We start from the raw sequence: 26,119 nt of genomic DNA, 5'->3' as shown, positions 1-26,119 counted from the left end.
CGACTCCAAACAAATGGGTAGGCGTGAAGTACGTGAAAAACGCTCTGGCGAGGACTCGGCCAGAGCGCGGAAGAGGGTTATTCTAGCACCAGGAGCTATACATTTTGTAGCCGATGTGATATGGTTGCTAATCCACATGGGGTCGACATGGCTTCGACGTGGGTCAAGAAGCAGATCAGGGCGTGTCGAGCACCAGTACGCTCGTAAATCCACTGGAAAACTACAAACGCCAACGACGAGCGTTTCGCTCTAGCCGCTTAAGGCTGGGCCACTGCACTAATTTGTCTTTGGGTTAGGTAGGGCAACCTACAGCAGTGTTATTTACAAAGAATCGAATCGGCCTGCGCCACGAAGTCCGGTTCTAAAACTTAGTGGATCGCCAAGGAAAGGCCTGTCAATTGGCACAGTCCAAGGTTAAAACTTAAAATTAATTGACTACACATGTAGAACTGTCTGTGGACGGCTTGCGGACGGGGGTTCAATTCCCCCCGACTCCACCAAGATATCCCAAGGAACCCAACAGCTTAACGGCTGTTGGGTTTTTTGTTTTCTGCTTGCTCAACAAGGCTTCAGCGTCATAATGATCCCTTCGTTTTATGGACAAAAGGAGATCGACATGTCTCGTTGGGTGTTCTATTCCGCGCCAGGTACCTGCGCGCTTGCAACTCATATTGCGCTGCATGAAGCAGGGGCTGACTTTGATGTGGTCAAGCTTGATTTTGGTGCGAATCAACAGCAAAGCCCGGAGTTTCTGCGCGTCAATCCCAAAGGGCGTGTGCCGGCACTGGTGACAGAGCAGGGGGCTTTGACGGAAACCCCGGCCTTGCTGGCTTTTGTGGCACAGAGCTTTCCGGATGCCAAGCTGGCGCCTGTGAATGATCCTTTTGCATTCGCCCGTATGCAGGAGCTGCATAGCTATCTGGCGTCCACGGTGCATGTGGCCCACGCACATAAGCGCCGTGGTTCCCGTTGGGCAGATGATCCAGCGGCCGAAGAAGCCATGCGCGCCAAGGTGCCGCAAAACATGACGGTTTGTGCGGCTTATCTGGAATCCTTGATTGTGGGTCCCTGGGTGTTGGGCGAGCAGTTCAGCGTAGCTGATGCTTATCTGTACACAGTAGGTGGTTGGCTGGACGGGGATGCAGTCGATATGAGCCAATTTCCCAAACTAAGTGCTTATCTGGAGCGGGTAGGGGCGCGTGAAGCTGTGCGCAAGGCTGCTGCCGAGGCGGCTGCTTGAGTGAAGCCGTCACCCTTGCGGGCATTGGCTTCACTCAGCACATAAAAAATAGACGCAAAGATATTTATTGCTGGGGAACAGGTGATCTACGCTTTGTTCTCCTGCTCCCGTTTGTCTACTGCCACCGCCTGCATCGCACAGCCAATGAAATGATCTCCCTGGCTGATTAATGCTGCTGATGCCGCCTCCACATCCCGAGCCTCCTTATTCTGGCTCAGCTTGGCTTTGCCGATCAGCCGAGTGATCTCAATTTCAATTCCGACAATGGCTTTCAGCATGGCGTCGATATAGTCCTTAGGGCCATCTGTCATCTTCCAGGGTACGGGCTGGCTGGCTTCGTGGATGCGGGTCAAACGTGCCACGGCCCCGCGCACATAGCGTTCTTCATCGCGTATTCTTGCTCGCCCATAGGCGTGTGCCACGATGTAGTTCCAGGACGGAACTTGCTTGTGTGTTTCCAATTTGCTTGGGAACCACTGTGGGGAGATGTAGGCGTCTCCTGCACGGAATATCACCATCACTTCGTCACCGTTTTCCAGGTCTTGCCAGACGGGATTGTTTCTGGCGACGTGGCAGTGCAGTACTCCTTGTGCACCTTCCTGGGGATGCAGCATGAAGGGCAGGTGATTCGCGCTTAGTCCGCTTTTGCCATGGGCGACCAGAATGCCCAGGGGATGCTGGGCGATCAGCTCGTGCAGTGGTTCAGGCCGGGATTCATTGAAGTGAGCGGGGATATACATCGTTGTCTTTCTTGGCTTGGGGTTCAGGGACGATGTGTCTATTATTGGTCTATTCTGGATCATTGATCTGTACCAGTTTGGCGCTATTTTTATGGACCACAATTCATGTCTCGTACTGCTCATAATCCAAAGATTCCTTCCCTTGGCGAACTGGACCGAAGTGCAGGGGGCCTGGGCCGTCAGTTGGCGCAGAAGTTGCGCGAAGCAGTAAAAAACGGTGCGCTCAAGCCGGGTGAGTCCTTGCCCTCCACACGAGCCTTGGCAGCGTCTTTGGGTGTCGCCCGTGGCACGGTCGTAGAGGCTTTCGAGCAACTGATTGCCGAAGGCTTTCTGGAGTCCTCGCCGGGCGTGGGCACTTACATCGCTCACTCGCTGGCCAATCCCAAAACAAGGCCGAAGAAGCGCAGGACGGCATCGCTGCCTGCCCAGCCTGCACCACTTGCCGCCCAGCCATTCAATACGGTTGCGGCTCAATTTCAGCCTTTACCCTCTGCCCCGTTTGCCGTGTCGATCCCCTTGGGTGCCGCTGCGCCAGGCCCCATCTGGCGACGTTTGGGGAATCGCTTGCGAGCCCATGGTCAGGGCGCGCCGGGTGGTTATGGGGACCCTCAAGGCGCCTTGCCTTTACGAGAGGCTATTGCAGAGTACGTGCGTCGGTCACGCTCGGTGCGTTGTGAGGCGGAGCAGGTCATTGTGACGACGGGTACTCAGCAAGGCTTGTTTCTGGCTTGTCTGGTGTTGATGGGCAGGCAGGATTTTGCCTGGATAGAGAACCCCGCCTATCCCGGCATTACCGCGATCTTGAATACGATAGGTTCGCCGGAACGAATGGTTCGTGTACCTGTGGATGAAGAGGGGCTGGATGTGGCTGCGGGCATACGTTTGCAAGCAGATGCGCGGCTTGCCTTTGTCACTCCCTCGCATCAATATCCTTTGGGCATGCCCATGAGCATGGCGCGGCGCAATGCCTTGTTGGCCTGGGCACGCGATAGGTCCGCCTGGATTGTCGAAGATGATTACGATAGCGAGTTCCGCTACAGTGGCCATCCCTTTCCTTCCCTGCAGGGTCTGGACCCGGAGCGGGTGATCTATCTGGGAACCTTCAGCAAGGTGTTGTTTCCCTCGCTGCGTCTGGGTTATGCGATTGTGCCGCCGCAGTTGGTCCAGGCTTTTTGCGGAGCGCGCGTTCTGCTGGATCGGCACCCGCCCAGTGCAGACCAGCATGTCTTGGCCAGCTTTATTTCAGAGGGGCATCTGGAGCGCCATATTCGGCGTATGCGCGGGATCTACACCCAATGTCGTAACCACCTTTTTGAGATTGTGCGCGAGGTTTTGCCCAGTGATTTGGCCAGCTTGCAGCCAAGCGATCAAGGCATGCATTCCGTCTTGTGGCTGACCTCGCCGGTTGATGATGTGGTGGTGGCGCAGCGAGCCATGAAGGAAGGCGTGGCAGTGCGTCCCGTCTCACCCATGTATCACGCTGGGCAGGGACCTTCGGGACTGATTCTGGGTTTGAGCGCATTCAGTCCCGAGCAAATGAGGGAAGCGGCGCAGAAGCTGGCGCGCATTATTTCTGAGCTTGCCCGACCTTCCAGAACCAAACGAAAGTCCTGAGTGTTGTTCTCGACAAGTCTGTGGCAAGAGTCGGCGTGAATCAGACTTCTGCCATCTTCCTGAAGTGGAAAACTTCACCCATTGTTTCCCCGTACGGGCCTCAAAGAGCTGTTCAAGAAGGCGCCGGCAGCAATGAGCTGCGGGTCGCTTCTTGAAGGGCCCTACCCATATTGCGCAAGGTGTCGGAGCGGATAGCCGCATGTTGCCAATACAAAGGCACATCCAGCCACAGGCCGGGGGCGACTAAAGCCAGCTCTTCGGCGGCCAGGGCATCGCTGACCATGGAGTCGGGTGCCAGACACCACCCCAGGCCCAAAGCCGCTGCTTTCACAAAGCCGGTGGAGGTGGGCAGGTAGTGGATGGGAGGGGCTACGGAGTCATTCGTGATTTGGCGTATAAAGCGCCACTGTAATTCGTCCTTGCGGTTAAAGACGATCATGGGGGCTTGAGCCAGGGATGCTGCGTCTATTCCCAATCCAAAATGGCGGGCCACAAACTCGGGAGAAGCAATGGCCTGATAGCGCATGATGCCCAAGGCCTGCACCTCGCAGCCTTGAAGGGGGGCAGGTTCGGCAGTGACCGCGCCCAGCACGGAGCCATTGCGTATCAATTCCAGTGTGTGGTCCTGATCATCCACGCGCACATCAAACAGATAGCCATATTCCTGACTTAGCCGGGACAAGGCTTCCAGAAACCAGGTGTCCAGCGAGTCACTATTGACCGCAATGGCGATAGGCCGTCGTGGGCCATTTTGCTCTGGCAGGAAGTCTGCGACGGCCTCGGCTTCCAGAACCTGCATGGGCCGTACACGACGCAGCAGCAACTCTCCCGCCGGTGTTGGACGACAAGGCGGCTGGCGCAGGACCAGCACTTGCCCCAGTCTGTCCTCCAGCGCTTTGATACGCTGCGAGATGGCTGAGGTGGTGATGTACAGCTTGCGCCCGGCTGCTTCAAAACTGCCTTCTTCCAGGACGGCCGTAAATGCTCGTAGTTGTGGGTGCAGCAGATCCATAATTGGCTTGTTTGATTAATTATTCTTAATTAAGTGAAGAATAATTAGCTTTTCTTAAACCGTAAATGACAGCACCATAACGCAGTTTTTCAATTCTGTGGATGGCTGGCATGTTCTTCTCTGTTGTTGCAACTGGCTTTCTGACGGGGGCGGGCCTGATCATGGCTATCGGCACTCAAAATGCCTTTGTGTTGCGACAGGGCTTGGAGCGCAGTCATGTGGGGCTGGTGGTGGCAATCTGCGCGTTGGCCGACATTGTCCTGATTCTGGGGGGCGTGGCTGGCATTGGTACGTTGGTACAGGAATGGCCTGGTTTGCTGCAAGTTCTGCGCTTTGGTGGCGCGGCTTTTCTGGCCTGGTATGGGCTGCTGGCCGCGCAGCGGGCCTGGACGGGTAAAGGAAGCCTGATGGCCGGGCAGGGGAGCGAGCGCAATCGACGCCGTATCTTGCTGACCTGTCTGGCGTTCACCTTTTTGAACCCCCACGTCTATCTGGATACGATGGTGCTGTTGGGCAGTCTGTCCACGCCTTATCCCGGTAACTTGCAGTGGGCATTTGCTTTGGGGGCCTGTGCGGCCAGTGCCAGCTGGTTTCTGGCCTTGGGCTATGGGGCGCGGTTGCTGCAACCTGTGTTTCGTCAGCCGTTGGCCTGGCGTGTACTGGATGGCAGCATCGCTGTTTTCATGCTGGCTTTGTGTGCTTTATTGCTGTTGAGGCCTTTGCATTAAGCCTTGGACTCCTTAGAGATTTTCTGTGGATGCGATTGCTGCCTGGATAACAGCCCGCTGCACAGACTACAGAAAGACAGTTTTTTTGAATCAAAAGATAACTGTCTGAACTTTAGAGCGGTTTTCTGAAATTAAATAGGCTTTAGGGAAGAGCTCGTACCTAATGAAGTCTTGGTTTTTGAACCTTCAATCAGGAGAAAACTATGAATGTCGTGAAGATGCTTGCCTCTGCTGCCTTGATCAGTAGCCTGGCTGCGCCGGCGTTGGCGCAGGATGTGAAGCGCCATCCTATTCCCAATTCGGATTTCCCGATTCTGACGGCAGTGGAAGTGCCTGCCGGTAAAACCACGGTGTACTTGAGCGGTACCGTTCCCGCTGTGCGCGACAAGTCGGCTGATGCGGCCAGCACGGCAGCCTACGGCAATATGCAGCAGCAAACCGAATCCATCATGGAGCAGATCAAGGCTCAGTTGGAAGGGATGGGCATGTCGGTAGGGGACATTATCAAGATGCAGGCCTTCCTGGTTGCTCCGGAGGGTGGCAAGTTGGATTTTGACGGCTTCATGGCAGGCTATTCCAAGTACTTTGGAACCAAGGAGCAGCCAAATCTGCCTGTGCGATCAGCCATGGCGGTCCAGGCTCTGGTGAACCCAGGCTGGCTGGTCGAGCTGGAGGTGACGGCCGTGCGACCTTGATCGCCGCCAGATTTTTCTTGAAAAGGATGTGTTGTGATCTCTATTCGTCCGGTTCAGGCGCAGGAATGGCGTCTGTATCAAGCATTGCGTCTTGGCGCCTTGCGTGATTGTCCCGATGCATTTGGGAGTACCTATGCCGTGGAGTCCACACATCCTGAGCATTTCTGGCAGGAGCGGATTCAAGCTGCTTGTGCGTCCGAGACGGACCGCGTCTTGTTCGCTGAAAAAGAGGGGCAGGCTTGCGGCCTGGTCTGGTGCAAGTTGTCTGCCTCAGAGCCCGTTCTGGCCGATATTTATCAGATGTGGGTGGCGCCGTCGGCGCGAGGTTTGCGAGCGGGTTTTGCTCTGCTGGATACCGCAGTGCAATGGGCAAAAAGCAGGCAAGCAGCCTGTGTTCGCTTAGGCGTGACCCTGACGAATGAAGCAGCCGTCCGGCTGTATGAGAGTTACGGCTTTGTGCCCAGCGGAGAGCCCGAGCCTTTGCGTGAGGGTTCGTCCTTGATGTCGCAGACCTTGGTGCTGGATTTAGCAGACTGAAGCCCAGCAGATACAGACAGCCCCTTGTTGAATCTGATAACAAGGGGCTGTTTTTATGCCTTGCCGGATCTGTTGAGCAGACAAGGCATAAGGTCTGGATTACTCCAGGTTCAAGGCTTGGCGCAGCTTGTGGATTTCCGCTTGCCAGACCTCTTGCAAGCCAGGCTTTTGATGCTTGGGCTTGCGTGCCAGATCAGCCTCCAGTTTGCTTTCCAGTTCAATCAGTTGTTCCAGCAATGTGTCGTCGCTGGAGGGGGCTGATTGAGCCCTTGTTGTGCTTCCTGTGCCCGGGCTGAGGATGGGTGAGGATTCCTCTGGCTGACCTGTCTGGACCAGAGCAGCATACAACTGCGTCAAGTCCTGCATTTCCGTCAAGGAACCCTCGTCCACCAGCCAGAAGCGATTGCAGCTTTTCTCCAGCAGCTCCCGGTCATGGGTGACCAGGATAAAACCGCCTTTGAATTCGCACAGTTCCTCTGCCAGTTCTTCCTTGCCGTCCAGGTCCAGGTGGTTGGTTGGCTCGTCCAGAAAGAGCAGATGATAGTTGGCCAGCGACAGGGCAATAAACATCAGCCGAGCACGCTCGCCACCACTCAAGCTATTCACTTTCTGTGCATGCCGCAGATAAGGAAAACCGGCACTGATCAGCGCCATTTTCCTGACATCGTCCGGCAAGGGCGAAAAGTCCTGCAAGGCATGCAGCAAGGTCTTGGAACCATCCAGTTGCTGTTGGTCCTGGTCGTAATAACCAATGCGGCATTGCGGGTGAAACTTCAGCCCGTCCATGTCCGCCTCGTCCTGCCAGTATTGCCATAGCTGACGCAATAAAGAGGATTTACCGCAACCATTGCGACCGACCAATCCGATGTGATCCCCGCTGCGCACCTGCAGGCCATGGGCTTGAAAGAGAGCAGGCAGGTTCTGTGCCGGGCTGACGACCATATCTGCAATATCCAGTAGGCGATCTGCCTTCATGTCCAGGCCATGCAACTGCAAGGTCCAGGGTGTGCCATCCGTCAGATCGGTCTGGTTTTCGCGCAGTTTGGACAGGCGCTTTTCCATGCTTTGGGCTTTGCGGGAAAAGGTCTCGTTGTCGTAGACCTGTCCCCAGATAGCCAAGCGTTTTGCGCTTTGTTCGATGCGATCAATTTCCTTTTGCTCGCCTTGATAACGACGCAAATCCGCCTCGTCTCGATTGCGCAACGCTTCACGCGCAGCCGAGCAGGGTAGAGAGAAAAAAGACAGCGTACGATCGCGCAAAATAATGGTGCTGTTGCACACGCGATCCAGCAAGCGCTGGTCGTGAGAGACCAGCACAAATGTGCCGCGCCAATTGCTTAGAAAGCTTTCCAGCCAAAGCAGGGAAGGCAGGTCCAGGTGGTTGCTGGGTTCGTCCAGCAAGAGCAGATCAGGCTGGGTAATCAAGGCCCGTGCCAGCAGCAGGCGAGTGTACTGCCCACCACTTAAGGCACTGACCCGGGTATGCCAGTCCTGTTCCTGAAAGCCCATCTCGCCAAGCAAGCTTTCTGCGCGCCAGGCATCCGTATCGTGCTGCTCTGCGGGCAGGGCAGCCAGTACGGCGTTCAGCAAACTCAAGACGTGCAGATCCGCTGGCAGGTATTGCTCAACACGCGCCAGAATGCAGTGGTTTGCTAGTGAAATACTGCCTTGCCTGGGCGTCAGTTCGCCGCACAGCAGGCTGATTAAGGTGCTTTTGCCACAACCGTTGTGGCCTATAAGTCCAACTCGATCTCCGGCCTTGATAGTGAAGGCAATTTCTTTGAATAAAGGACCGGAAAGGGTTTCGTAAGAGAGTGAGTGGACTGACAGTAAAGTACTCATGACATGCTCAAGTTTCTTGGGTGCGCGGGTACAGCGCATCCTCGTCAATAGAAGCTGACGATAATTCTTGAGGCCTGAGTGAAGTCCTTCAGTAAGTTATTGCTTCGCTCAAGTCTAGATTATCGCGCTGCGAAATCGAAAACTTGAGCCGTTCTCTATACCAAAGAAGAGTGCATAAATGAATGTGCACATAGGTGTAGGATCTCCTCTTAATCAATGGGTTAGCCATGCTTGAAGCGGGTACAAAAGACTTGTTGAATCAACAAGCTTGTGGCCTCAGGGCAGGGTAAGGACTGGTTGTGCCTGGGAAAGAAAGACGGGCATGAAACACCGTTCGTTCCGACAAAACCGCAAGAGTGTGATTGTAATCAGGATGTAGAACGGTAGAAAACTCAGGCGTTGGTTTTTGGAGGGATGTGTAGCATTCAAGATGCATTGTCCCTGTAGTAGCAGGGGTGTGGCCTGACGGGTGTGCCACTGGATACTGTGCCTTCAACTGGCCGCAAGGAACTGATTTTTAGACTGTTTTTCGTTATTCAGGCACCTGCTTGCAAGCTTCTGGATGGTTTGTTCCGCAGTAAAAAAAGTAGAACTATTACCATTTTAAAAATAGAGTATGGCCATAATCTATCCTTGCTTTCCCGGGAAAGCTGTGCAAGGATAGCTGCCATCCATAATCTATTTACGCGGGCAGCGACGCGCACTCACACACTTTCTGGAGAGTATTCGGATGAGCCTTACAGCACCTGTCTATCTTGAGGATCTGGCCCTGGGAATGGAGTTTCGCAGCGCAGAACATGCTCTGGATGAAGCGCAAATTATCAGCTTTGCCCGCCAGTTTGATCCACAACCTTTCCATCTGGATGCAGAGGCGGCCAAGGGCACGTTCTTTCAGGGGCTGGCCGCCAGTGGATGGCATACCGCCGCCATTACCATGAAGCTTTTGGTGGACAGCCTGGTATTCAGTCAGGGGATTATTGGTGCAGGCGGGCAAATCGATTGGCCACGGCCTACGCGCCCTGGCGATGTCTTGCATGTGCTCAGTAAAATCATCGACATTCAGCTCTCCCGCTCCAAAGCGGACAGGGGCATGGTAGTGGTGGAGTCTCACACCCTGAATCAGAACAATGAGGTGTGCCAGCGCCTGATTGCCAAGCTGATTGCCTTTCGTCGTCCGGAGGTTTGAATGGGGCGTGTCTCGCGTGAGCAGGCCGAACGCAACCGCGAGCGTGTGCTGGAGACGGCTTGCCGACTGTTTCGCAAACATGGAGTGGAAGGGGTCTCGATCGGGGACATCATGAAAGAGGCGGGCTTGACGGCAGGCGCTTTCTACAAGCAGTTTGTCTCCAAGGAGGCTTTGATTGACGAGGCCTCCCGATTTGCTTTTACCCAGTCTTCCGAATCCTGGGAGCGTATCAACCAGCGCTATGAACAGGACGCCGTGCAGGGGTTTCAAGCCCTGATGCGGCGATATTTCAAGCACCGTCCTCAAACCCAAAGCTGCCCGATCCTGGCCTTTTCTTCCCTGGCCAGCGGCCTGCCTGCGGATGCGCAGACCACAGCAATTTACAGCGAAGGCGTAGAGAGCTTGTTTGAGCAGTTTCGCGGCGTTGCCCTGCAAGCGTGTGCCGAGCAGACCGAAGAGCAAGTCATGCTCTTGTTTGCCGCCATGTTGGGGACAGGGATGATCAGTCGGGCCATGGGCGATACCGCGTTTACGCAAAGTATGCAGGCTGCGGTATTGGCCGCATTGCCTGGCAGTGAGTCCGATTAGCACGATTAGCCTATCGATAATGGCGACAAGAGCTTGCGTATCAGGCTTGTTCGGGCAGTTGTGCCACCACCTTGATTTCAAACTGAAAACCCGACAGCCAAGGCACCCCTACGCCTGTCAGTGCCGGGTAAGGCGCATCCCCCCAGTAGTCCGGCAGAACCTTCCACAGGGTTTCCAGATTGGCTTCCGGGTTCACCAAAAACAGCGTCACATCCAGCACATGAGCAAAGCTGCAACCTGCTGCGGCCAGCACGGTATTGAGGTTCTCAAAGGCCAGGCGTATTTGCTGTTCCAGGTCCGGCTCGGGTGAGCCGTCTTCGCGGCTGCCGACTTGGCCAGAAATAAACAAAAAGCCATTGGAACGAATCGCCGGTGAGTAGTGACCGCGCTCATACAAGGCTTGGCGTTCGGTGGGGAAGACGGCTTGGCGTAAGGTAGTCATCATGCTTTCCAGTGCCTGCTGGGCAGGTGAAGTTCATTGAGTTATGCACTGTAGGTCTTGTGCGTGGACAGATAAACGCTAGATGGCAGACAACACTATTTCTATAATCAAAACAATCACTGCAACCGATTGGAGACAATACGTGGACCGTTTCGAAGCGATGCATACCTTTGCCAAGGTGGTGGAAACGGGCAGCTTTACCAAGGCGGCCCAAGCTTTGCATCTGAGCCGAACCCGGGCCACGCATCTGGTGCAGCAATTGGAGGCACGCTTGCAGGTGAGCTTGCTGCATCGCACGACGCGCAAGGTCAGTGTGACCAGCGCTGGGGCACTTTATTTTGAGCGTGTGGTGCAATTGCTGGCCGATCTGGAAGACAGTGAGCGGGATCTGGCCCAAGCCTTGGCTTCGCCCAGTGGCCGCTTGCGGGTAGATGTGCCCAGCCCTTTAGCCAGCCGTGTGCTGGTGCCTGCCTTGCCGTCGTTCTACGCACGCTACCCGGATATTCAGCTGGATATGGGCGTAGGCGACAAGACGGTAGATCTGCTCGATGAAAGCATGGACTGTGTGGTTCGAGGTGGTCAGATTCAGGACCAGTCCTTGATCGCCAAGCGGGTGGGGGCGCTGCATCTGTCCATCTATGCTGCACCCTTGTATCTGGAGCGGTTTGGTACCGTTGTGCATCCTGAAGAGCTGGACGGGTCTGCGCATCGAATGGTGGGGTACCTGTGGGAGCATCAGAACAAACCGTTTCCTTATGCCTTGCGTCGCGATAAAGAACGGGTTTCTTTGCCAGGCCGTTATGGCTTGGCCGTGAATGATGGCAATACCTATCTGGCAGCGGGTGAAGCGGGTTTGGGGCTGGTTTGCCTGCCGGCGTATGTGGCCAAGGAAGCGGTGCAAGCAGGGCGCCTGATCGCGTTATTCCCGGATTGGACGATGGACCCTATGCCCTTGTATGTGGCTTTTCATCGCAGCAAACATACGAATGTTCGGCTGCGTGTCTTTATTGATTGGGTTGCGGAGCAATTGTCTCAAGTATCTTGAGTGCCAAAAAAAGCCAAGGAGAATGAGTCCTTGGCTTTTTTCATTGAGTCCGATTTTTATTCGGCTTCGGCGCTGTCTACGACTGGAATGGTCGCCTGGGCAAACTCAGGCCGTTCTGTACCGTGCTTGATACGGTAGTCTTTCAGGAACTTGGCGATGCGGTTGATGGCCTCGCGCAGGTCCGGCTCGTGGGGCAGGAACACCATGCGGAAGTGATCCGGATGAGGCCAGTTAAAGCCCGTGCCTTGCACCAGCATCACGCGGGTGGCTTCCAGCAGTTGCAGGAAGAATTGGCGGTCGTCCTTGATGGGATAAACCTCGGGATCCAGACGCGGGAACATGTACAGGGCAGCGTGGGGCATGACGCAGCTGACCCCTGGAATCGCGGTGATCAGCTCGTAAGCCAGATCGCGCTGACGGCGCAGGCGTCCGCCTTCGCATACCAGATCGTTAATGCTTTGATAGCCACCCAAGGCGGTCTGAATGGCCCATTGGCCGGGCACGTTCGCGCACAGCTTCATATTGGCCAGCATGCTCAGGCCTTCGATGTAGTCGGCACCGGCTTTCTTGTCGCCCGAAATCACCAGCCAGCCTGCGCGGTAACCACATGCGCGGTAGCTCTTGGACAGGGAGTTGAAGGTCAGGGTCAGTACGTCGTTGGACAGGCTGGCCATGGCGGTGTGCTTCATGTCGTCGAACAGGACCTTGTCGTAGACCTCGTCGGCTAGCAGCACCAGATTGAATTCGCGAGCAATATCGACCAGAGCTTGTAGCACCGAGTCGGGGTAGAGCACGCCGGTGGGGTTGTTCGGGTTGATGACAACCAGGCCCTTGGTGCGTGGGGTGATCTTGGAGCGGATATCGTCCAGGTCCGGAATCCAGCCTTTGGATTCGTCACACAAGTAGTGCACGGGTGTACCGCCGGACAGGCTGGTGACAGCCGTCCACAGCGGATAGTCGGGCATGGGCAGGAGCAGTTCGTCACCGTCGTCCAGCAGGGCGTTGGTGGCCATTGCAATCAGCTCAGAGGCGCCATTGCCCAGGTAAATATCTTCCAGCGTCACGCCCTTGATCCCTTGTTCCTGGGTGTAGTGCATGACGGCTTTGCGCGCGGCAAAAATACCTTTGCTATCCGAGTAGCCCGAAGAGTTGGGCAGGTTGCGGATCATGTCGAGCTGGATTTCTTCCGGGGCGTCAAAACCGAATACCGCCAAGTTGCCGATATTGAGCTTGATCAGTTGCTGGCCCTCGTCTTCCATTTGTTTGGCCCGGTCCATGATGGGGCCGCGAATATCGTACAAAACATTCGCCAATTTGCTCGATTTCTTGATGCTATTCATGATGCTGGTAATCGGATTCCATGTGTGCTGCTGATGAACGGTGGCAGGGCTGATGCCTGACCAGCCTTATACCTTACCGCATGCGTGGGCCTGTCTTGTAAGCATCAAGCTTAAAATGTGGCATTGTCGAATTTTGGCGACACTCTTTTGTCGAAAAAACGGCTGTCTTTGTCGATAGGCTCCTTACTACCTGGACATATTCCGCTTTATGGATTGGATTGGCATGATGTGAAATCAGCCCTCCTTTATTTTTCTTGTTTTTGAAGCGCTCTGATATTAAGATTCGACATCAAATCATTTGATGTCGAACTATGAAACTGGAAGCGAAATATCGGGCCTTGCTCTCGCACGCAGAGCAGCAAAAGGGCGTCAACGTTCAGGGCATGTCCCTGTGTTTTCAGCTCCTGTCCTTGTCTGCCCGTATTGATCGGGACTGCGCCGCCTTGTTGGCGCCCCATGGCTTGAGTGAAGCCCGTTTTGTACTTTTGTTCCTGCTGGAGGAAGCACCCGACGGGATGCCTTCCCACATCCTGGCTGAACGGGCAGGCGTGACGCGGGCGACTGTCACAACTCTGGTGGATGGGCTGCTGAAAGCGGGCTTGGTGCAGCGCTTTGCGGCTCAGACCGATCGGCGTTCTGTCATGGTGAAACTCAGCCCTCAGGGGGCGGAGTTGGCCAGGACGCTGGTAGGAACTCACGCCCAGTGGATAGGCGAATTGTTCCGGCATTTGTCCGAGGCGGAGTGCACCCAGCTTAGCGCCTTGTTGAACAAAGCCGCTGGTGGAGAAGACGCGTCATGAGTATCGAGAACCGCAAGGCTTATGCCAAGGTCGCGGATATACCGGCTGATATTTTGCTGGCTCTGTCCAAGGGGGAAATCCAGGGTCTTACTCTGACCGAGTCCTTGGCCATCGATCAGCGCGTGCTGGTGGCGACCGTATTTCCGGATTTGGATGAGCAGGGTGCACAGCACATCGACACCCTGGCCCAATTGGGCATTCTCAAGCGCATGAAAGCCATTGGGGAATATTTGCTGGACACGTATGGCGAGATGGCCTGGACGCGCTGTTCGGATCACCCGGCTGATGTGGTGCGGGGCTGGGCCTGCTTTATGGTGGGAGCCCGTGCATCTTTAAGTGTGCCTCAGCGCCTGGAGGCACTGCGCCCTTTGGCTGATGATGCGCATTTTGGTGTGCGTGAATGGTCCTGGATGGCGGTACGTCCTCATTTGGTGGCCGAGCTGGATGCGTCGATTCAGAGCTTGCAGCAGTGGGCGCGCTCAGACTCGGAATATCTGCGTCGCTTTGCGTGTGAGGCTTTGCGCCCTCGGGGAGTGTGGTGCGCACATATTGCCATCCTGAAAAAAGAACCGGAACGCATGTTGCCGATTCTTGAGCTCTTGTATCGGGATGGCAGTGTGTATGTGCAGGACTCGGTAGCCAATTTCTTGAATGATGCGGCCAAGGATCAGCCGCAGTGGGTGCGTGATCTATGTGCCCAATGGCAGATGCAAGCGCCGGATAATGCTGCTGTGCAGCGCCTGTGTCGACGGGCGCTGCGCAGCGTGTCTTGATGCTCCGGTTCCAGTCCGGGAATCAGGAGGCGCGCAAGGTAATCAAGGTGATTTCTGAGGCGCGCCCCAGTCGCAGCGGGAAGCCCGCCCACAGTCCGGCACCGTAGCTGACGTACAACTGCATATCCCCTACTTGATACAGTCCACCCACATAGCCATGATTGGCCATCTGCACGATCTTGTGCATGCCCACAATATGGCCGCCATGGGTATGGCCCGACAACTGCAAGGCCGTGCCGGCCGCTGCGCTTTCCTTGGCGGTGTCAGGGCGGTGGGCCAACATGATGATGGGCATGCCAGCAGGGATCCCGGCGACTGCTGCAGCTACATCGGGCATGGGTTGCCCATGCACGGCTGCCGACTTGTCAGTAATGCCAGCCAAAGCAAAAGCAGCATCGTCTTGTTCAATAATGCTGTGCTCGTTCAGAAGCATACGTAGCCCAAGGCTGTTGAAGTGCTCTATCCAGGGCTGGTACTGGGTGTAGTACTCGTGGTTGCCTGCAATCACCCACACCCCTTGCGGGGCAGACAGGGCTTGCAAGGGGGCGACGTCATCGCGGCGCGCTTTCACCGTGCCATCGACCAGATCACCAGTAATGACGATCAGGTCCGGTTTCAAAGCCTGTGTTTTATCAACAATGGCTTGTATCCAGGGGCCTTGCAGCAGACGACTGGCGTGCAGATCAGTCAGTTGCACCAGCTTGAAACCATCCAGCTTGGGGGACAGGCCCTTGACCTTTACTTCGATGGACTTGAGCTCGGGGACTTGCACTGCCTGCCAGACACCCAGTGCGGACAGGCTGACCGCTGCGATGCCCAGCATGCCCCGCAAGGTAGAGGAGCGCAACAGAAGCAGCCCGGCTGGCTTGTACAGAACGCGCATCAGTAAACCTGCCAGATCGGTGATCAAGGTAAAGCAGGCGGCCAGCAGGACGGCCCCAAAAGCCCAGCCCAGGACCATGATGACTGGTGCGGGAATTTCCGGTGAGGCCCGTGAGCCCCAGAACAGCGCTACGGTGTAGTGGTGGAAGGTGGCGGCGACGGCCAAGATGCTGAGCAGCCATTTGATCCAGGGTTTGATCTTCAGCGGTTTGATCAGTCGCCAGGCGACATAAAGGGCAAAAACGAGGGCAGCGACTTGAAACACGAAATCATTCCAAAAAGAAACGGGGAGCCCGCGCTTGAGCAGGCGATAAAGCGTGCCCAGTATAGAGCGAGGAAGTGGGCATGATGTCAGCGCTCATCAGACAGTTACAGCTCCGTCACGAAAAAAGGTGGACATGCTTGATTACGTTTTGAGAGATTGCTTCGCACATCAAGTCATTAAAACTTCTAGGCTTTTTCCCAAGGGCACCCCAGTGGAACGGGGTTTTCGTTTGATTTGATTGGAGGACATATGGTGACTAAAAAATCCGCAGCCAAAACCAATCAGGATGCCGTGGGGCAAGGCGGGGAGTTACATCAGTTTGGCCATGCTGAGTTGACGACCAATCATGGCGTACCGATATCGGACAATCAGAATTCCTTGCGTTTCGGGGCGCGTGGCCCGACCTTGTTGGAAGATTTTGTCCTGCGCGAGAAAATATTCCATTTCGACCATGAACGTATACCGGAGCGCATTGTTCATGCTCGCGGCACAGGAGCACATGGTTATTTTGAATGCACGCAAGCAATCCCGGAGTTGACCCAGGCCTGTGTATTTCAAAAGGAAGGACATCGGGTGCCGGTGTTCTGTCGTTTCTCAACGGTAGCCGGCTCTAAAGGCTCCAAAGACACACCACGCGACGTGCGTGGTTTCGCGGTCAAGTTCTATACCGAGCAAGGCAACTGGGATCTGGTGGGCAACAATATGCCCGTTTTTTTTATCCAGGACGCCATCAAGTTCCCGGATCTGATCCATGCCGTCAAACCCGAGGCGGACCGGGGCTTTCCCCAGGCAGCGTCAGCCCATGACACATTCTGGGATTTTGTCTCCCTGATGCCCGAGTCTTTGCATACCGTGATGTGGCTGATGTCTGATCGAGCCTTGCCACGGTCCTTTCGCATGATGCAGGGCTTTGGTGTGCACACTTTCCGTTTTGTGAATGCCAAGGGCAAGTCGCACTTTGTGAAGTTTCATTGGAAACCCAAGCAGGGCTTGCAGTCCACCCTGTGGGATGAGGCGGTCAAGATTTCCGGGGCGGACTCGGATTATCTACGACGCGATTTGTACGAGGCGATTCAAAACGAAGCCTTCCCGGAGTGGGAACTGGGTGTGCAGGTTTTCGATCAGGAGTGGGCTGACAAGCAGGACTACGATGTGCTGGATGCGACCAAACTCATTCCCGAGGAAAGTCTGCCCGTCAAAATTGTGGGTCGTATGGTTCTGGATCGTTATCCCGACAACTTCTTTGCAGAGACCGAGCAAGTTGCTTTCTTGCCGTCCAACATCATTCCGGGAATCGACTTTACGGATGATCCCTTGCTGCAAGGCCGCTTGTTCTCCTACCTGGATACGCAAAAGTCTCGACTGGGAACGGTCAACTTTCATCAGATTCCTATCAATGCACCCCGCTGCCCATTCAGTAATATGCAGCGCGACGGCATGATGCAGACGCAGGTTCCCAAGGGCCGTGCGACCTACGAGCCCAATAGCCTGGAGGAGGCGGGTGAATCGGGCGGACCGCGCGCGCAGCCGCATGGCTTTCGCACCTTCCCCAGTACCGTAGACGATGGCGCAAAACTGCGTGTACGGGCTGAGTCGTTCTCGGATCATTACAGCCAGGCCCGATTGTTTTATCGCTCTCAGACTGAAGTTGAGCAGGAGCATCTGATTGCCGGGCTGGTATTTGAACTGTCCAAGGTCCAGCTCAATCATGTTCGTGTGCGTGTGCTCTCGCACATGCGTGTCATTGATGAGGATCTGGCCAAACGAGCGGCTCAGGGATTGGGGCTGGATTTGCCGCCTCCTGCCAAGCCCGCCCGCGAGCCGATCGACATGGCACCTTCCAAAGCCTTGTCCATACTGGCCCAGAAGTCGCCGATTGCCGGTCGGATGCTGGGTATTCTGGTAACGGACGGAGCTGACAAGGGCTTGCTGGAAATGCTGCTGACAGGGGCTCAGGAAGCCGGGGTGGCCGTCAAGCTTATCGCTCCGCAAGTAGGGGGGGTGACGCTGTCAGACGGCACACACTTGGCTGCCGACGAAAAGATTGCGGGTGCGCCCTCGGTTCTGTTTGATGCGGTGGCCTTGCTGCTTACCCAGGAAGAGGCTTCAAAACTGTGCACTAACAAGGCGGCAGTGGATTTTGTAGCCGACGCCTATGGACACTTGAAAGCAATTGGTCATAACGGCGCAGCCCAGCCCTTGCTGGACAGGGCGGGCGTATCAGTAGACAAGGGTGTGTTCGTCATTAAAACCGGTGATGATCTGCTTGAAAAAGTGTCTTCACGGTTCTGGGAGCGACGGCATCAGGTAGATGGTATGGCCTGATGTCTTGTGAAAAGGGGGCGGTGCTGCCCCCTTTCACGTGCCGTCAGTAGCGCCAGCTCAGCCCTAGCACGGGGCCCGACATGCGAGTGTCAAAGACATGGCCGGAGCGACGATAGTCCACATCCAGCATCTTGTATCCGGCAGCGATGGAGAAGTTCTCTGACAGGTCGTAGTTCAAGGTCAAGGTAGCTTGATAGCTCAGGCGCGAGCCCACGCCAAAGCCGCCCAAGTGGATCTGGGCTTGAGTGGAAAACTCCGGGGTGAAACGATAGAACGCACGCAGTCCTATCATGGGGTCCACCCAATTGAAGCTCTCCTGATGATGTCGGGTTCGGCCAGCCGTACTCAGATGGGCACGGGTGCGTATATCCCAAAACGAAAAACCGGCCAGTGCGTCCAGGCTGGCTTGTTCAGTGTCGTAGATGCGGTAACCACCTTGCAATGTGGCCATGAACAGACGTGTGTCCACGGTCCCTTCTGCAGCACCGACCAAAGGCAAACCACCTATTACTTCACTTTCGCGTGTGTTCACGTAGAGCAGGTCACTGTTGAATACATAGCGGTCTCGACGTACCCAGGCGTTCAGAAAGGCCGCGGCACGCAGATCGTGCAGGACATCTGAAAAGGACTTTTCTATATCCAGGGAGGGCGCGCGTTTGAAGGGGGAGGACTCACCCGACAAGCCGGTAATCCAGGCATAGGGTGTAATCTGCACGGCATAGTGTGGCGAAGTCGTGCTGTCGGACATGGCGTCTGGACCTTGAGCACTCACTTGGGCATGAGCCAGACTGGCCAGTGGCAAGATTCCCAATAATAGCCAGCGGGAATAAGTGAGTTTACGCATCATTGTCATGGCCCCTCTTTTTAATTCTGTAAATGACGGTGCACTAGCGCCAGTCTTGTGTCTTTCGGTATGCTGGACTAGCCGATCACCAACCCGTGGAGAACGTGTCATGCATGTGTTTTACCTTAGCAAGCAAGATATTGATAATTTGTTGCCCTTAGTGCAAGCGGCGTTACACGCTGATCGCACCGGACAAGTTGGTTTCACGGACGAAGAACTGGCCTTGCGCGCTGCCCTGGAGGCGATGCAGGACCCCAAGCTGTCCGAGCTGCTGGCCGGTGCCCGTGTCGAACCGGGTCGCATAGCCGTTGGCTTAGCTGAAGAAGATTACCGGGAAAACCTGCTGGCTCTGGAAACCCGTGATAGTGCTTATGTCATTGACCAGCTCATGGATAGCTATGCAGGATTGCCGGGGTTTTTTGATTGCCTGGAGTTTTAGATGAATTTGCAAAACAGCCCGTTACGGGCTGTTTTTTATTGCATGTTATTGAAGTCCGTGTCGAGGCATTATGCCGTTCCTTGTGCCTACGGGTAGGATTTGGCCATTCCTGGTAATTAATGATCTTCCAGTTCTGGGTAAAAGATTTCGAGCACACATCGCCTGTGTTTTCAGATCTGAATGACTATTTTTAAGTTTTTTAAAACAAGAAAAAGGCCTGTTTAGTTTGGAGATCGTATTTGGTTCATTTATACGCGGGCTGATAAGGCAGCTACCCACGTTTTCAGAGTGAAAAACGCAGTTTCAAGGCGATCAGGAAGAAAAAATAATATTGCGGTCGATCATGAGTTAGCAAATGTTTTTATTCTCAAAACAAGGGATTTCATGCTCCGTTTTTGTCGGTCTTGCACCACAAGACTTAACTTGGCTTGACGCAATGTCCTAATCTTGTTTTTGTTACACCCGTGTCCAATGTATCGGCTGTGTAAGCAGTCGGTTTTTTTGTTTTATTGATTGGGCGGCTAGCCGTCTCTGGAGAGAAAGATGTTGCTAAAAAAATGTCGTCGTACTTTGCTGGCATGCGCAGTTGGGCTGGCTTTGGTGCCTGCGGCCTCTCAGGCGTGTACCCGAGCTGTTTTTCTGGGTGATAACGGACAGGTGATTACCGGTCGTTCCATGGACTGGAAGCTGGATGTCGGCACCAACCTCTGGATTTTTCCTCGCGGTGAAAAACGTACTGGCGAAGCTGGCCCCTCGTCCATTGAGTGGACCTCGAAATACGGCAGCGTGATTGCGTCGGGTTATGACATTGCTTCTACCGACGGGGCCAATGAAAAAGGTTTGAACGTCAACTTGCTGTGGCTGGTGGAGTCCCAATATCCCACGCCTCAAAAAGGCGATAAGACCTTAAGCATGTCTTTGTGGGGACAGTACGTCTTGGATAATTTTGCAACCGTGGCCGAAGCGGTTGCTGCATTAGAAAAAAATCCCTTTGTAGTCGTTACTGCCAAGGTCAAAGGTGAAGATCGCTTGGCAACTTTGCACCTGTCCATGTCGGATGCCACAGGGGATAGTGCGATTATCGAGTATATCGACGGTAAGCAACACATCCACCATAGTCGTAAATATCAGGTTCTGACCAATTCGCCCACATTTGATCAGCAATTGGCCATCAAGGATTACTGGCAACAGGTGGGGGGCATGAACATGTTACCCGGCACTAGCCGTGCTGCAGATCGTTTTGCTCGCGCCTCTTTTTACATTGATGCAGTGCCACGCAACCTGAGTGATGACAAGGCCGTAGCCAGTGTGTTGAGCGTGATACGTAACGCTTCTACTCCATATGGCATGACAGTGCCCGGTCAGCCCAACAACTCCTCGACACGCTGGCGCACGGTGTTCGACCATCAACGTAGTTTGTATTATTTTGATTCGGTTCTGTCACCCGGTGCATTCTGGGTGGATATGAAAAAAGCGGATTTTTCGGCAGAAACCGGCAAAGTGATGAAGCTGGATCTGGGGCCGGAGCAAAGCAAGGTCTACATGGGTGAAGTGCTGGACCACTTCAAACCAGCCCAGCCATTCAAGTTCGAACCCGCCGAACCGCCCGCTGTTTAATGGGGCAGTGGTATATGCCACTCTAGGCTGAATACCCGGGGCATAGCCGACAGCGATCACATGATGTTCATGCTCAGCTGTTATGCTATGCCCCGTCTTTATTTGTTGAAGTAGCTGTTTCATGACCTATGTAGTGACGGAAGCCTGTATCCAGTGCAAGTACACCGATTGTGTGACGGTGTGTCCCATGGATTGTTTTTTTGAAGGCCCGAATTTCCTGGTCATTCATCCTGACGAATGCATTGACTGCTCCATCTGCGTGGCCGAGTGTCCGGTGGGGGCGATTGTCAGTGATCAGGATGTGACGCCCGAGCAGCAGGTCTATGTGGAGCTGAACCGGACCTTGAGCGAGGACCCGGCCTGGAAGCGTATCAGCCAGCAAAAAGCGCCCTTGCCGGATCATGAATACTGGGCGACTCAGACCGACAAGCTGGCGCTGTTGAAGAAAGATTAATGGGCTTTCTGATGGCTGTTGTTGCGTTGGAAGTACCAGACCGCCAAGGCCGCCATCACCAGCAAAGCCGTACAACTGGCCAGTACGGCGACATAGCCTTTATCAAAAGAGTCACGGGCCAGTTCACTTAAGGTCAGAGCCAGATTCTGTGGCATGGTTTCTGCCATCAATAAGGCCTGATCCAGGCTGTCGTAGGCCAGGGCGCGGTCACTTAATTCCTGTGGCAAGATCAGGCTGGCGCTATATACGAAGGACAGCAGGCTACCCATAATGGTCACGCCTAGCGCACCACCCAGTTCATAAGACATTTCCTCGACCGAGGCCACCATACCAGCGCGCGAAGGCGGCACGCTTTGCATGATAGTGCTGGAAGCCGCCGTCATGGCCGCACCGATGCCCAGGCCCAGCATGACCAGGCTGATCACTTGTAGAGGCTGTGCACTGTTATGCCACAGCAGATAAGCGGCCATGCCTGCTCCTGCCAAGCTCAGGGCGCCAATCAGCAGTCGCTTGCTGCCGATGACGACCAGCAGGCGCCCGGCCAAGGGGCCGGCTATAAAGGCTGCCAGCGGCAAGGGAATAATGGCCAGGCCCGCTTCCAATGGTGAGAAACCCAGTACCAATTGCAGGCGTTGGCTGAACACCAGCTCCATACCGATCAAGGCCGCTGAGGCCGTCAAGGCAGAGAGTACGGCGGTGCTTAGCGTGGCGTCCTTGAACAGGGCAAAGTCCAGCAAAGGGAAAGGGCTGCGGTTCTGTTGACGGACAAACCAGCTCAGAAACAAGATGCCGATCAGCAGGGCGGCAGCGGTCAAACCCCAATCCGTATGCAGCTTGCCCATTTCCTTGATAGCCAGGGTGCTGGCTACCAGGCCCACCATGATCAGCAAGGAGCCTTTGATATCCCAGGGGCGCGATGCATCTGGCGTGGAGCGGGGCACCAGAATCCAGCCCATAGGCAACGCGATCAGCACGATGGGCACGTTGATCAGAAAGACTGATCCCCACCAGAAATGTTCCAGCAGGAATCCGCCCAGAACCGGACCAAAGGCGGCACCACCGGAGGCGATAGAAGACCAGACACCGAAGGCCACCGCACGTTCGCGCTCATCATGAAAGGTGATGCGTATCAGCGATAAAGTGGCGGGCATCATCATGGCCGCTGCCACACCTAAAAAGGCGCGTGCGGCGATCAAGGCCGTTGGGTTCGGAGAGTAGGCGGCTGCGACTGAAGCCAGACCAAACATGGCCAGACCCGACAGGAACAGGCGCTTGTGACCCAGGCGGTCACCCAGGGTGCCCATGCCTAGCAGCAGTCCGGAGACGACCAGAGCGTAGCTGTTGATGATCCACAGCTTGTCCGAGGCCGAGGCCTGCAGATCATGGGTCAGGCGTGGCAGGGCGGTGTAGAGCACCGTCATGTCCACCACAATCAGTAGAAGAGCTGCCGACACAATTGCCAGGATCAACCAGCGACGGCTTGGGGATAGGGGAGCAGTGTGGGCTTGATGGGTAATCGAGCTGTGCAGCATAAAAGACCAGAGCGGTAGGAAAGCAAGTATGATCTATCAATATTATCAACAGTCAAAGTTGATTAGCATCTATAAAATAGATAAATGGATTGGACACTGGAACGTATTCGACATTTTGTCGCTGTGGCAGAAACTGGCTCCATGACTCAGGCCGCGAAAGAGTTGGGCAAGGTGCAGTCAGCCGTCAGCACCTCGATTTCCCTGCTGGAAGCGGATCTGAATCTGGAGTTGTTTGATCGTTCACGACGAACGTTAAGCCTGACGGTGCCGGGCGAAATCATGCTGCTGGAAGCCAAGGCTCTGTTGCGTCAGGTAGACGTGTTGAATCGTCGGGCACTGGATTTCTCGCAAGGGCAACCGACCAGACTGGAAATTGCTCTGGATGAAGCCTTGCCTCAAGAGCCCTTGCGGCTGCTGCTCAAGGAGCTGGCTGAACGCTGGCCTGCACTGGAATTAACGGTCTGGAACGGAACCGCTTCCGAGGTGATGGACTATGTGCAGGAAGGCCGCTCGGATATGGCTTTTCAGTTTGATCGCGGTGCTGATGCCGCGTCATTCGCGCAAAGTTATATCGGCGCTGTGCCCCAAGCGATTTGTGTGGCGCGTACGCACCAGCTTGCCAGTCAGCATCAGGTCAGCCGTAAAGAGCTGACGGCACATCGACAATTGCTGATTCATATTGAAGGGACAGAGCAAATGGTTGTCAGCCCCAGTGTGTGGCGCTCAGACAGCTTTTATGTCATTGCCGATATGGTGGCCGATAGTCTGGGCTGGGCGATTTTGCCCCTGAATATTGCCGAGTATGCAAACTTGCGCAACAAGCTGGCGCAGTTGCATTGCCGGGAGATGGTTTTGCCACCCTTGCCAGTGCGGATGCTGTGGCGGCAGGGGCAAACTTTGCCCCCTGCGGCAGTGTGGATGCAGCAGCGCCTGTCGGAGCTGCTGCCTTAAGCCTGTTTAGCAGGCTAGTGGGGAAGGGCGGGAAAGCTGACCGTTGGCCCAGCGTTGTACGCCTTCCCAGATATCAGAGGCGTGATGCACGGTCATATCGGCTTGCCAAGTGCTCAGGCTCTCGTCCTGAGCGCAGTAGCCGTAGGCGGCAATCATGGTGGCCATGCCAGCAGCCTGACCTGCCTGGATGTCGCGCAGATCATCACCTACGTACAGGCAGTCTTTGGGATCAAAGCCCGTTTTCTCGGCGGCATACAACAAGGGGGCGGGATGAGGTTTGGTGTGCTGGGTAGTATCCCCGCCGACGGTGACTGCGCAACCCGCTTCCAGTCCTAAATGACGGATCAGGGGCAGGGCCAGGTATTCCAGCTTGTTGGTGACGATGCCCCAGGTGTAGCCGGCCTGCTCTAACTGTTTCAGCATGGGGGCTACGCCCTCAAACAGATAGGTCAGCTCCGTCATGTGATCGTTGTAGTCCTGCAGGAACTGTGCTCGCAATTGTGCGTAGTTGGGGTGATCGGTATTGATATCCAGGGCTACCTTGAGCAGCCCCCGTGCACCGTGCGAGGCATAGGGACGCAGTGCTTCGTAGGGCAAATCAGGCAGGCCATGTTCCTTGCGCATGCGATTGGCCGTAGCGGCCAGATCCGGAGCAGAGTCGGCCAAGGTGCCGTCGAAATCGAATAGAACCAGTTTATTCATGAGGGCTTAGCTTTGGCGGCGGCTGGCCAGTAGGTAGTTGACGGAGGTGTCGCCAGACAGGTGATAGTGCTCGGTAATCGGGTTGTATTCCAGACCCTTCAATGCCAGGGCATCCAGACCACTGCGGCGGGCCGAGGAAATCAGCTCGCTGGGTTTGATGAAGCCCTCATAGCTGTGCGTGCCTTTGGGAATCAGGCGCAAGAGGTACTCGGCGCCCACAATGGCAAACAAAAAAGATTTGGGATTGCGATTCAGAGTCGAGAAAAAGACCCAGCCACCGGGTTTGACCAGTTTGGCGCAGGCCGCAATGATGGAGCCCGGATCGGGGACATGTTCCAGCATTTCCATGCAGGTGACAACGTCAAAACGACCCGGGTGCTGATCGGCCATGTCTTCGGCGCTGATCATCTCGTATTTGACGGGTACGCCTGATTCCAGACTGTGCAAACGGGCAATCTTCAAGGAGCGCTCGGCCAGGTCAATGCCGGTGACGTCGGCGCCGGACTGAGCCAGGCTTTCCGACAAGATTCCGCCACCACAACCGACGTCTAATACCTGCTTGCCCGCCAGGGAGCCGGTGTAGGACAGAATCCAGTCCAGACGCAAAGGGTTGATGGCGTGCAGCGGTTTGAACTCGCTGTCAGGGTCCCACCAGCGGGATGCCAGTGCACTGAATTTATCGATCTCTGCGGGATCGACATTGACGTTAGTGACGGTGGAAGCGGTCATGGCTCATCCAAAAAAATTAAGGCCCCGCAAAAGCGGAGCCTTAATTGTAGCCTTAGCTACAGAAATACGTGATGCAGCAAGAATTACTTGCGGTTGCCCACGATTTCGATTTCTACGCGACGGTTTTGAGCACGGCCTTCGCGGGTCTTGTTGGACGCCACTGGCTGAGCTTCGCCCTTGCCTTCGGTGTAGATACGGTCTGCAGGTACGCCCTTGTTGACCAAGTATGCTTTAACAGCATTGGCGCGACGCTCGGACAGCTTCTGGTTGTAAGCTTCAGCGCCGATCGAGTCAGTGTGACCGGTAGCGATCAGAGTTTCCAGATCGATGGACTGAACGGTGTCAGCCACTTGATCCAGAACCTGGCGGCCTTCTGGCTTGATGGTGGATTTGTCGAAGTCGAAGAACGTGTCAGCGTTCAGAGTCACTTTGGTGACAGTAGGAGCGACGACAGGAGCTTCGGGGGCTTGGGCAACGGGCACACCGTCACAACCTGGAATACCTGTAGCAGGTGTCCAGAAGTTGTTGCGCCAGCACAGTTCGTTGGTGCCGTTTTTCCAAACGTCGCCGAACGGATTGCGCCAGTTGTTAACTTCGCCGGACTCTTGTGCGGAAACTGCACTAGTGGCCGATGCGGCGGCAATGGCGAGTACAAGTGCGATTTTGGAGGGTTTGTTCATATTTCTCCTCGTTGAGCTGATGCTGTTAAGTGACCGCAGCGAACCCCTGCCGCTGATTAACGGAACCAGTATAGCAATCCTTTGAACGGAACAAAGACTTGCTTGCGCTGGGTTTCA

At 55.1% G+C, this 26,119-nt stretch carries 26 protein-coding genes and 1 other RNA gene; 16 read left to right on the top strand and 11 right to left on the bottom strand.

Annotated elements, in window-relative coordinates:
* Positions 1-138: 138 nt before the first annotated feature.
* Together ssrA and NBV64_RS12315 are read left to right on the top strand one after the other, a co-directional pair.
* Positions 139-500: a transfer-messenger RNA gene (gene ssrA / locus NBV64_RS12320) on the top strand.
* A gap of 116 nt (positions 501-616) precedes the next feature.
* Positions 617-1,240, top strand: a complete 624-nt coding sequence (locus NBV64_RS12315; RefSeq protein ID WP_250755880.1) for a glutathione S-transferase family protein — start codon at positions 617-619, stop codon at positions 1,238-1,240.
* 86 nt (positions 1,241-1,326) lie between these two features.
* On the opposite strand, the gene NBV64_RS12310 is transcribed toward NBV64_RS12315, so the two are convergent.
* Positions 1,327-1,980, bottom strand: coding sequence for an FMN-binding negative transcriptional regulator (locus NBV64_RS12310; protein WP_250755879.1), 654 nt, complete (start codon positions 1,978-1,980; stop codon positions 1,327-1,329).
* 105 nt (positions 1,981-2,085) lie between these two features.
* On the opposite strand from NBV64_RS12310, the gene pdxR reads away from it, so the two are divergent.
* Entirely contained in the window at positions 2,086-3,594 is a 1,509-nt protein-coding gene (pdxR, locus tag NBV64_RS12305; protein ID WP_250755878.1) for a MocR-like pyridoxine biosynthesis transcription factor PdxR, read from the top strand.
* 112 nt (positions 3,595-3,706) lie between these two features.
* Here the strand turns inward: pdxR and NBV64_RS12300 are convergent, their stop codons facing one another.
* Positions 3,707-4,606 carry a LysR family transcriptional regulator ArgP gene (locus tag NBV64_RS12300; RefSeq protein ID WP_250755877.1) on the bottom strand — a complete coding sequence of 300 codons (900 nt, stop codon included), beginning with the start codon at positions 4,604-4,606 and terminating at the stop codon, positions 3,707-3,709.
* Between the two features lie 110 nt (positions 4,607-4,716).
* Here NBV64_RS12300 and NBV64_RS12295 point away from each other — a divergent pair, with 110 nt between their 5' ends.
* The 3 genes from NBV64_RS12295 to NBV64_RS12285 all read left to right on the top strand — a co-directional run bounded on the left by NBV64_RS12295 (position 4,717) and on the right by NBV64_RS12285 (position 6,566).
* A complete protein-coding gene (locus NBV64_RS12295) occupies positions 4,717-5,334 on the top strand; it encodes a LysE/ArgO family amino acid transporter (protein ID WP_009456290.1) in 618 nt (205 codons plus the stop codon).
* Positions 5,335-5,537: 203 nt separating this feature from the next.
* Positions 5,538-6,029 (top strand): RidA family protein, encoded by a 492-nt coding sequence (locus NBV64_RS12290; RefSeq protein ID WP_009456291.1) that lies wholly within the window; start codon positions 5,538-5,540, stop codon positions 6,027-6,029.
* A 33-nt stretch (positions 6,030-6,062) separates the two neighbouring features.
* Complete coding sequence (locus NBV64_RS12285) at positions 6,063-6,566, top strand: GNAT family N-acetyltransferase (RefSeq protein ID WP_009456292.1); 504 nt, start codon at positions 6,063-6,065, stop codon at positions 6,564-6,566.
* A 99-nt stretch (positions 6,567-6,665) separates the two neighbouring features.
* Here the strand turns inward: NBV64_RS12285 and NBV64_RS12280 are convergent, their stop codons facing one another.
* On the bottom strand, positions 6,666-8,408 hold the full coding sequence (locus tag NBV64_RS12280; RefSeq protein ID WP_250755876.1) for an ABC-F family ATP-binding cassette domain-containing protein: 1,743 nt from the start codon (positions 8,406-8,408) through the stop codon (positions 6,666-6,668).
* Between the two features lie 730 nt (positions 8,409-9,138).
* On the opposite strand from NBV64_RS12280, the gene NBV64_RS12275 reads away from it, so the two are divergent.
* Positions 9,139-9,594: a MaoC family dehydratase gene (locus tag NBV64_RS12275; protein ID WP_250755875.1), complete on the top strand. Its 456-nt coding sequence runs from the start codon at positions 9,139-9,141 to the stop codon at positions 9,592-9,594.
* Positions 9,595-10,182: a TetR/AcrR family transcriptional regulator gene (locus NBV64_RS12270; RefSeq protein ID WP_022983256.1), complete on the top strand. Its 588-nt coding sequence runs from the start codon at positions 9,595-9,597 to the stop codon at positions 10,180-10,182. It begins immediately after the preceding gene.
* A 40-nt stretch (positions 10,183-10,222) separates the two neighbouring features.
* On the opposite strand, the gene NBV64_RS12265 is transcribed toward NBV64_RS12270, so the two are convergent.
* Positions 10,223-10,624, bottom strand: a complete 402-nt coding sequence (locus tag NBV64_RS12265; protein WP_022983255.1) for a RidA family protein — start codon at positions 10,622-10,624, stop codon at positions 10,223-10,225.
* A gap of 142 nt (positions 10,625-10,766) precedes the next feature.
* On the opposite strand from NBV64_RS12265, the gene NBV64_RS12260 reads away from it, so the two are divergent.
* Entirely contained in the window at positions 10,767-11,669 is a 903-nt protein-coding gene (locus tag NBV64_RS12260; protein WP_250755874.1) for a LysR family transcriptional regulator, read from the top strand.
* Positions 11,670-11,725: 56 nt separating this feature from the next.
* On the opposite strand, the gene NBV64_RS12255 is transcribed toward NBV64_RS12260, so the two are convergent.
* Positions 11,726-13,009, bottom strand: coding sequence for a pyridoxal phosphate-dependent aminotransferase (locus NBV64_RS12255; protein ID WP_009456304.1), 1,284 nt, complete (start codon positions 13,007-13,009; stop codon positions 11,726-11,728).
* 311 nt (positions 13,010-13,320) lie between these two features.
* Between NBV64_RS12255 and NBV64_RS12250 the strand changes: the two genes are divergently transcribed.
* On the top strand, positions 13,321-13,809 hold the full coding sequence (locus NBV64_RS12250) for a MarR family winged helix-turn-helix transcriptional regulator (protein WP_022983289.1): 489 nt from the start codon (positions 13,321-13,323) through the stop codon (positions 13,807-13,809).
* Positions 13,806-14,582 carry a DNA alkylation repair protein gene (locus NBV64_RS12245; RefSeq protein ID WP_250755873.1) on the top strand — a complete coding sequence of 259 codons (777 nt, stop codon included), beginning with the start codon at positions 13,806-13,808 and terminating at the stop codon, positions 14,580-14,582. Before NBV64_RS12250 ends, NBV64_RS12245 begins: the two co-directional genes overlap by 4 nt.
* A gap of 22 nt (positions 14,583-14,604) precedes the next feature.
* On the opposite strand, the gene NBV64_RS12240 is transcribed toward NBV64_RS12245, so the two are convergent.
* The gene (locus NBV64_RS12240; RefSeq protein ID WP_250755872.1) at positions 14,605-15,729 is read right to left on the bottom strand and encodes a metallophosphoesterase; all 1,125 of its coding nucleotides are present in this window, start codon (positions 15,727-15,729) and stop codon (positions 14,605-14,607) included.
* A 249-nt stretch (positions 15,730-15,978) separates the two neighbouring features.
* On the opposite strand from NBV64_RS12240, the gene NBV64_RS12235 reads away from it, so the two are divergent.
* Positions 15,979-18,054, top strand: a complete 2,076-nt coding sequence (locus tag NBV64_RS12235; protein WP_022983288.1) for a catalase — start codon at positions 15,979-15,981, stop codon at positions 18,052-18,054.
* 43 nt (positions 18,055-18,097) lie between these two features.
* Here NBV64_RS12235 and NBV64_RS12230 read toward each other — a convergent pair whose 3' ends face one another.
* Positions 18,098-18,901, bottom strand: coding sequence for a hypothetical protein (locus NBV64_RS12230; protein ID WP_009456314.1), 804 nt, complete (start codon positions 18,899-18,901; stop codon positions 18,098-18,100).
* Positions 18,902-19,007: 106 nt separating this feature from the next.
* Here NBV64_RS12230 and NBV64_RS12225 point away from each other — a divergent pair, with 106 nt between their 5' ends.
* The 3 genes from NBV64_RS12225 to fdxA all read left to right on the top strand — a co-directional run bounded on the left by NBV64_RS12225 (position 19,008) and on the right by fdxA (position 21,408).
* Positions 19,008-19,337 (top strand): hypothetical protein, encoded by a 330-nt coding sequence (locus NBV64_RS12225; RefSeq protein ID WP_009456315.1) that lies wholly within the window; start codon positions 19,008-19,010, stop codon positions 19,335-19,337.
* Positions 19,338-19,880: 543 nt separating this feature from the next.
* Positions 19,881-20,954 carry a linear amide C-N hydrolase gene (locus NBV64_RS12220; protein WP_022983286.1) on the top strand — a complete coding sequence of 358 codons (1,074 nt, stop codon included), beginning with the start codon at positions 19,881-19,883 and terminating at the stop codon, positions 20,952-20,954.
* Between the two features lie 121 nt (positions 20,955-21,075).
* Positions 21,076-21,408, top strand: coding sequence for a ferredoxin FdxA (gene fdxA, locus NBV64_RS12215; protein ID WP_009464181.1), 333 nt, complete (start codon positions 21,076-21,078; stop codon positions 21,406-21,408).
* Here fdxA and NBV64_RS12210 read toward each other — a convergent pair.
* A complete protein-coding gene (locus NBV64_RS12210; protein ID WP_083053338.1) occupies positions 21,405-22,940 on the bottom strand; it encodes an MFS transporter in 1,536 nt (511 codons plus the stop codon). The genes fdxA and NBV64_RS12210 overlap by 4 nt on opposite strands.
* An 84-nt stretch (positions 22,941-23,024) precedes the next feature.
* On the opposite strand from NBV64_RS12210, the gene NBV64_RS12205 reads away from it, so the two are divergent.
* Positions 23,025-23,891, top strand: a complete 867-nt coding sequence (locus tag NBV64_RS12205; protein WP_022983284.1) for a LysR family transcriptional regulator — start codon at positions 23,025-23,027, stop codon at positions 23,889-23,891.
* A 6-nt stretch (positions 23,892-23,897) separates the two neighbouring features.
* Here the strand turns inward: NBV64_RS12205 and gph are convergent, their stop codons facing one another.
* The 3 genes from gph to ompA form a co-directional block, all read right to left on the bottom strand.
* Positions 23,898-24,593: a phosphoglycolate phosphatase gene (gene gph, locus NBV64_RS12200; protein WP_022983283.1), complete on the bottom strand. Its 696-nt coding sequence runs from the start codon at positions 24,591-24,593 to the stop codon at positions 23,898-23,900.
* Between the two features lie 6 nt (positions 24,594-24,599).
* Positions 24,600-25,322, bottom strand: coding sequence for a bifunctional 2-polyprenyl-6-hydroxyphenol methylase/3-demethylubiquinol 3-O-methyltransferase UbiG (ubiG, locus tag NBV64_RS12195; RefSeq protein WP_250755871.1), 723 nt, complete (start codon positions 25,320-25,322; stop codon positions 24,600-24,602).
* A gap of 83 nt (positions 25,323-25,405) precedes the next feature.
* Positions 25,406-26,002: an outer membrane protein OmpA gene (ompA, locus tag NBV64_RS12190; protein WP_009464175.1), complete on the bottom strand. Its 597-nt coding sequence runs from the start codon at positions 26,000-26,002 to the stop codon at positions 25,406-25,408.
* Positions 26,003-26,119: the final 117 nt, after the last annotated feature.

The organism is Alcaligenes sp. DN25, assembly GCF_023674485.1.
Lineage (GTDB): Bacteria > Pseudomonadota > Gammaproteobacteria > Burkholderiales > Burkholderiaceae_B > Alcaligenes > Alcaligenes phenolicus.
This window is presented reverse-complemented; position numbering and strand designations above follow the sequence as displayed.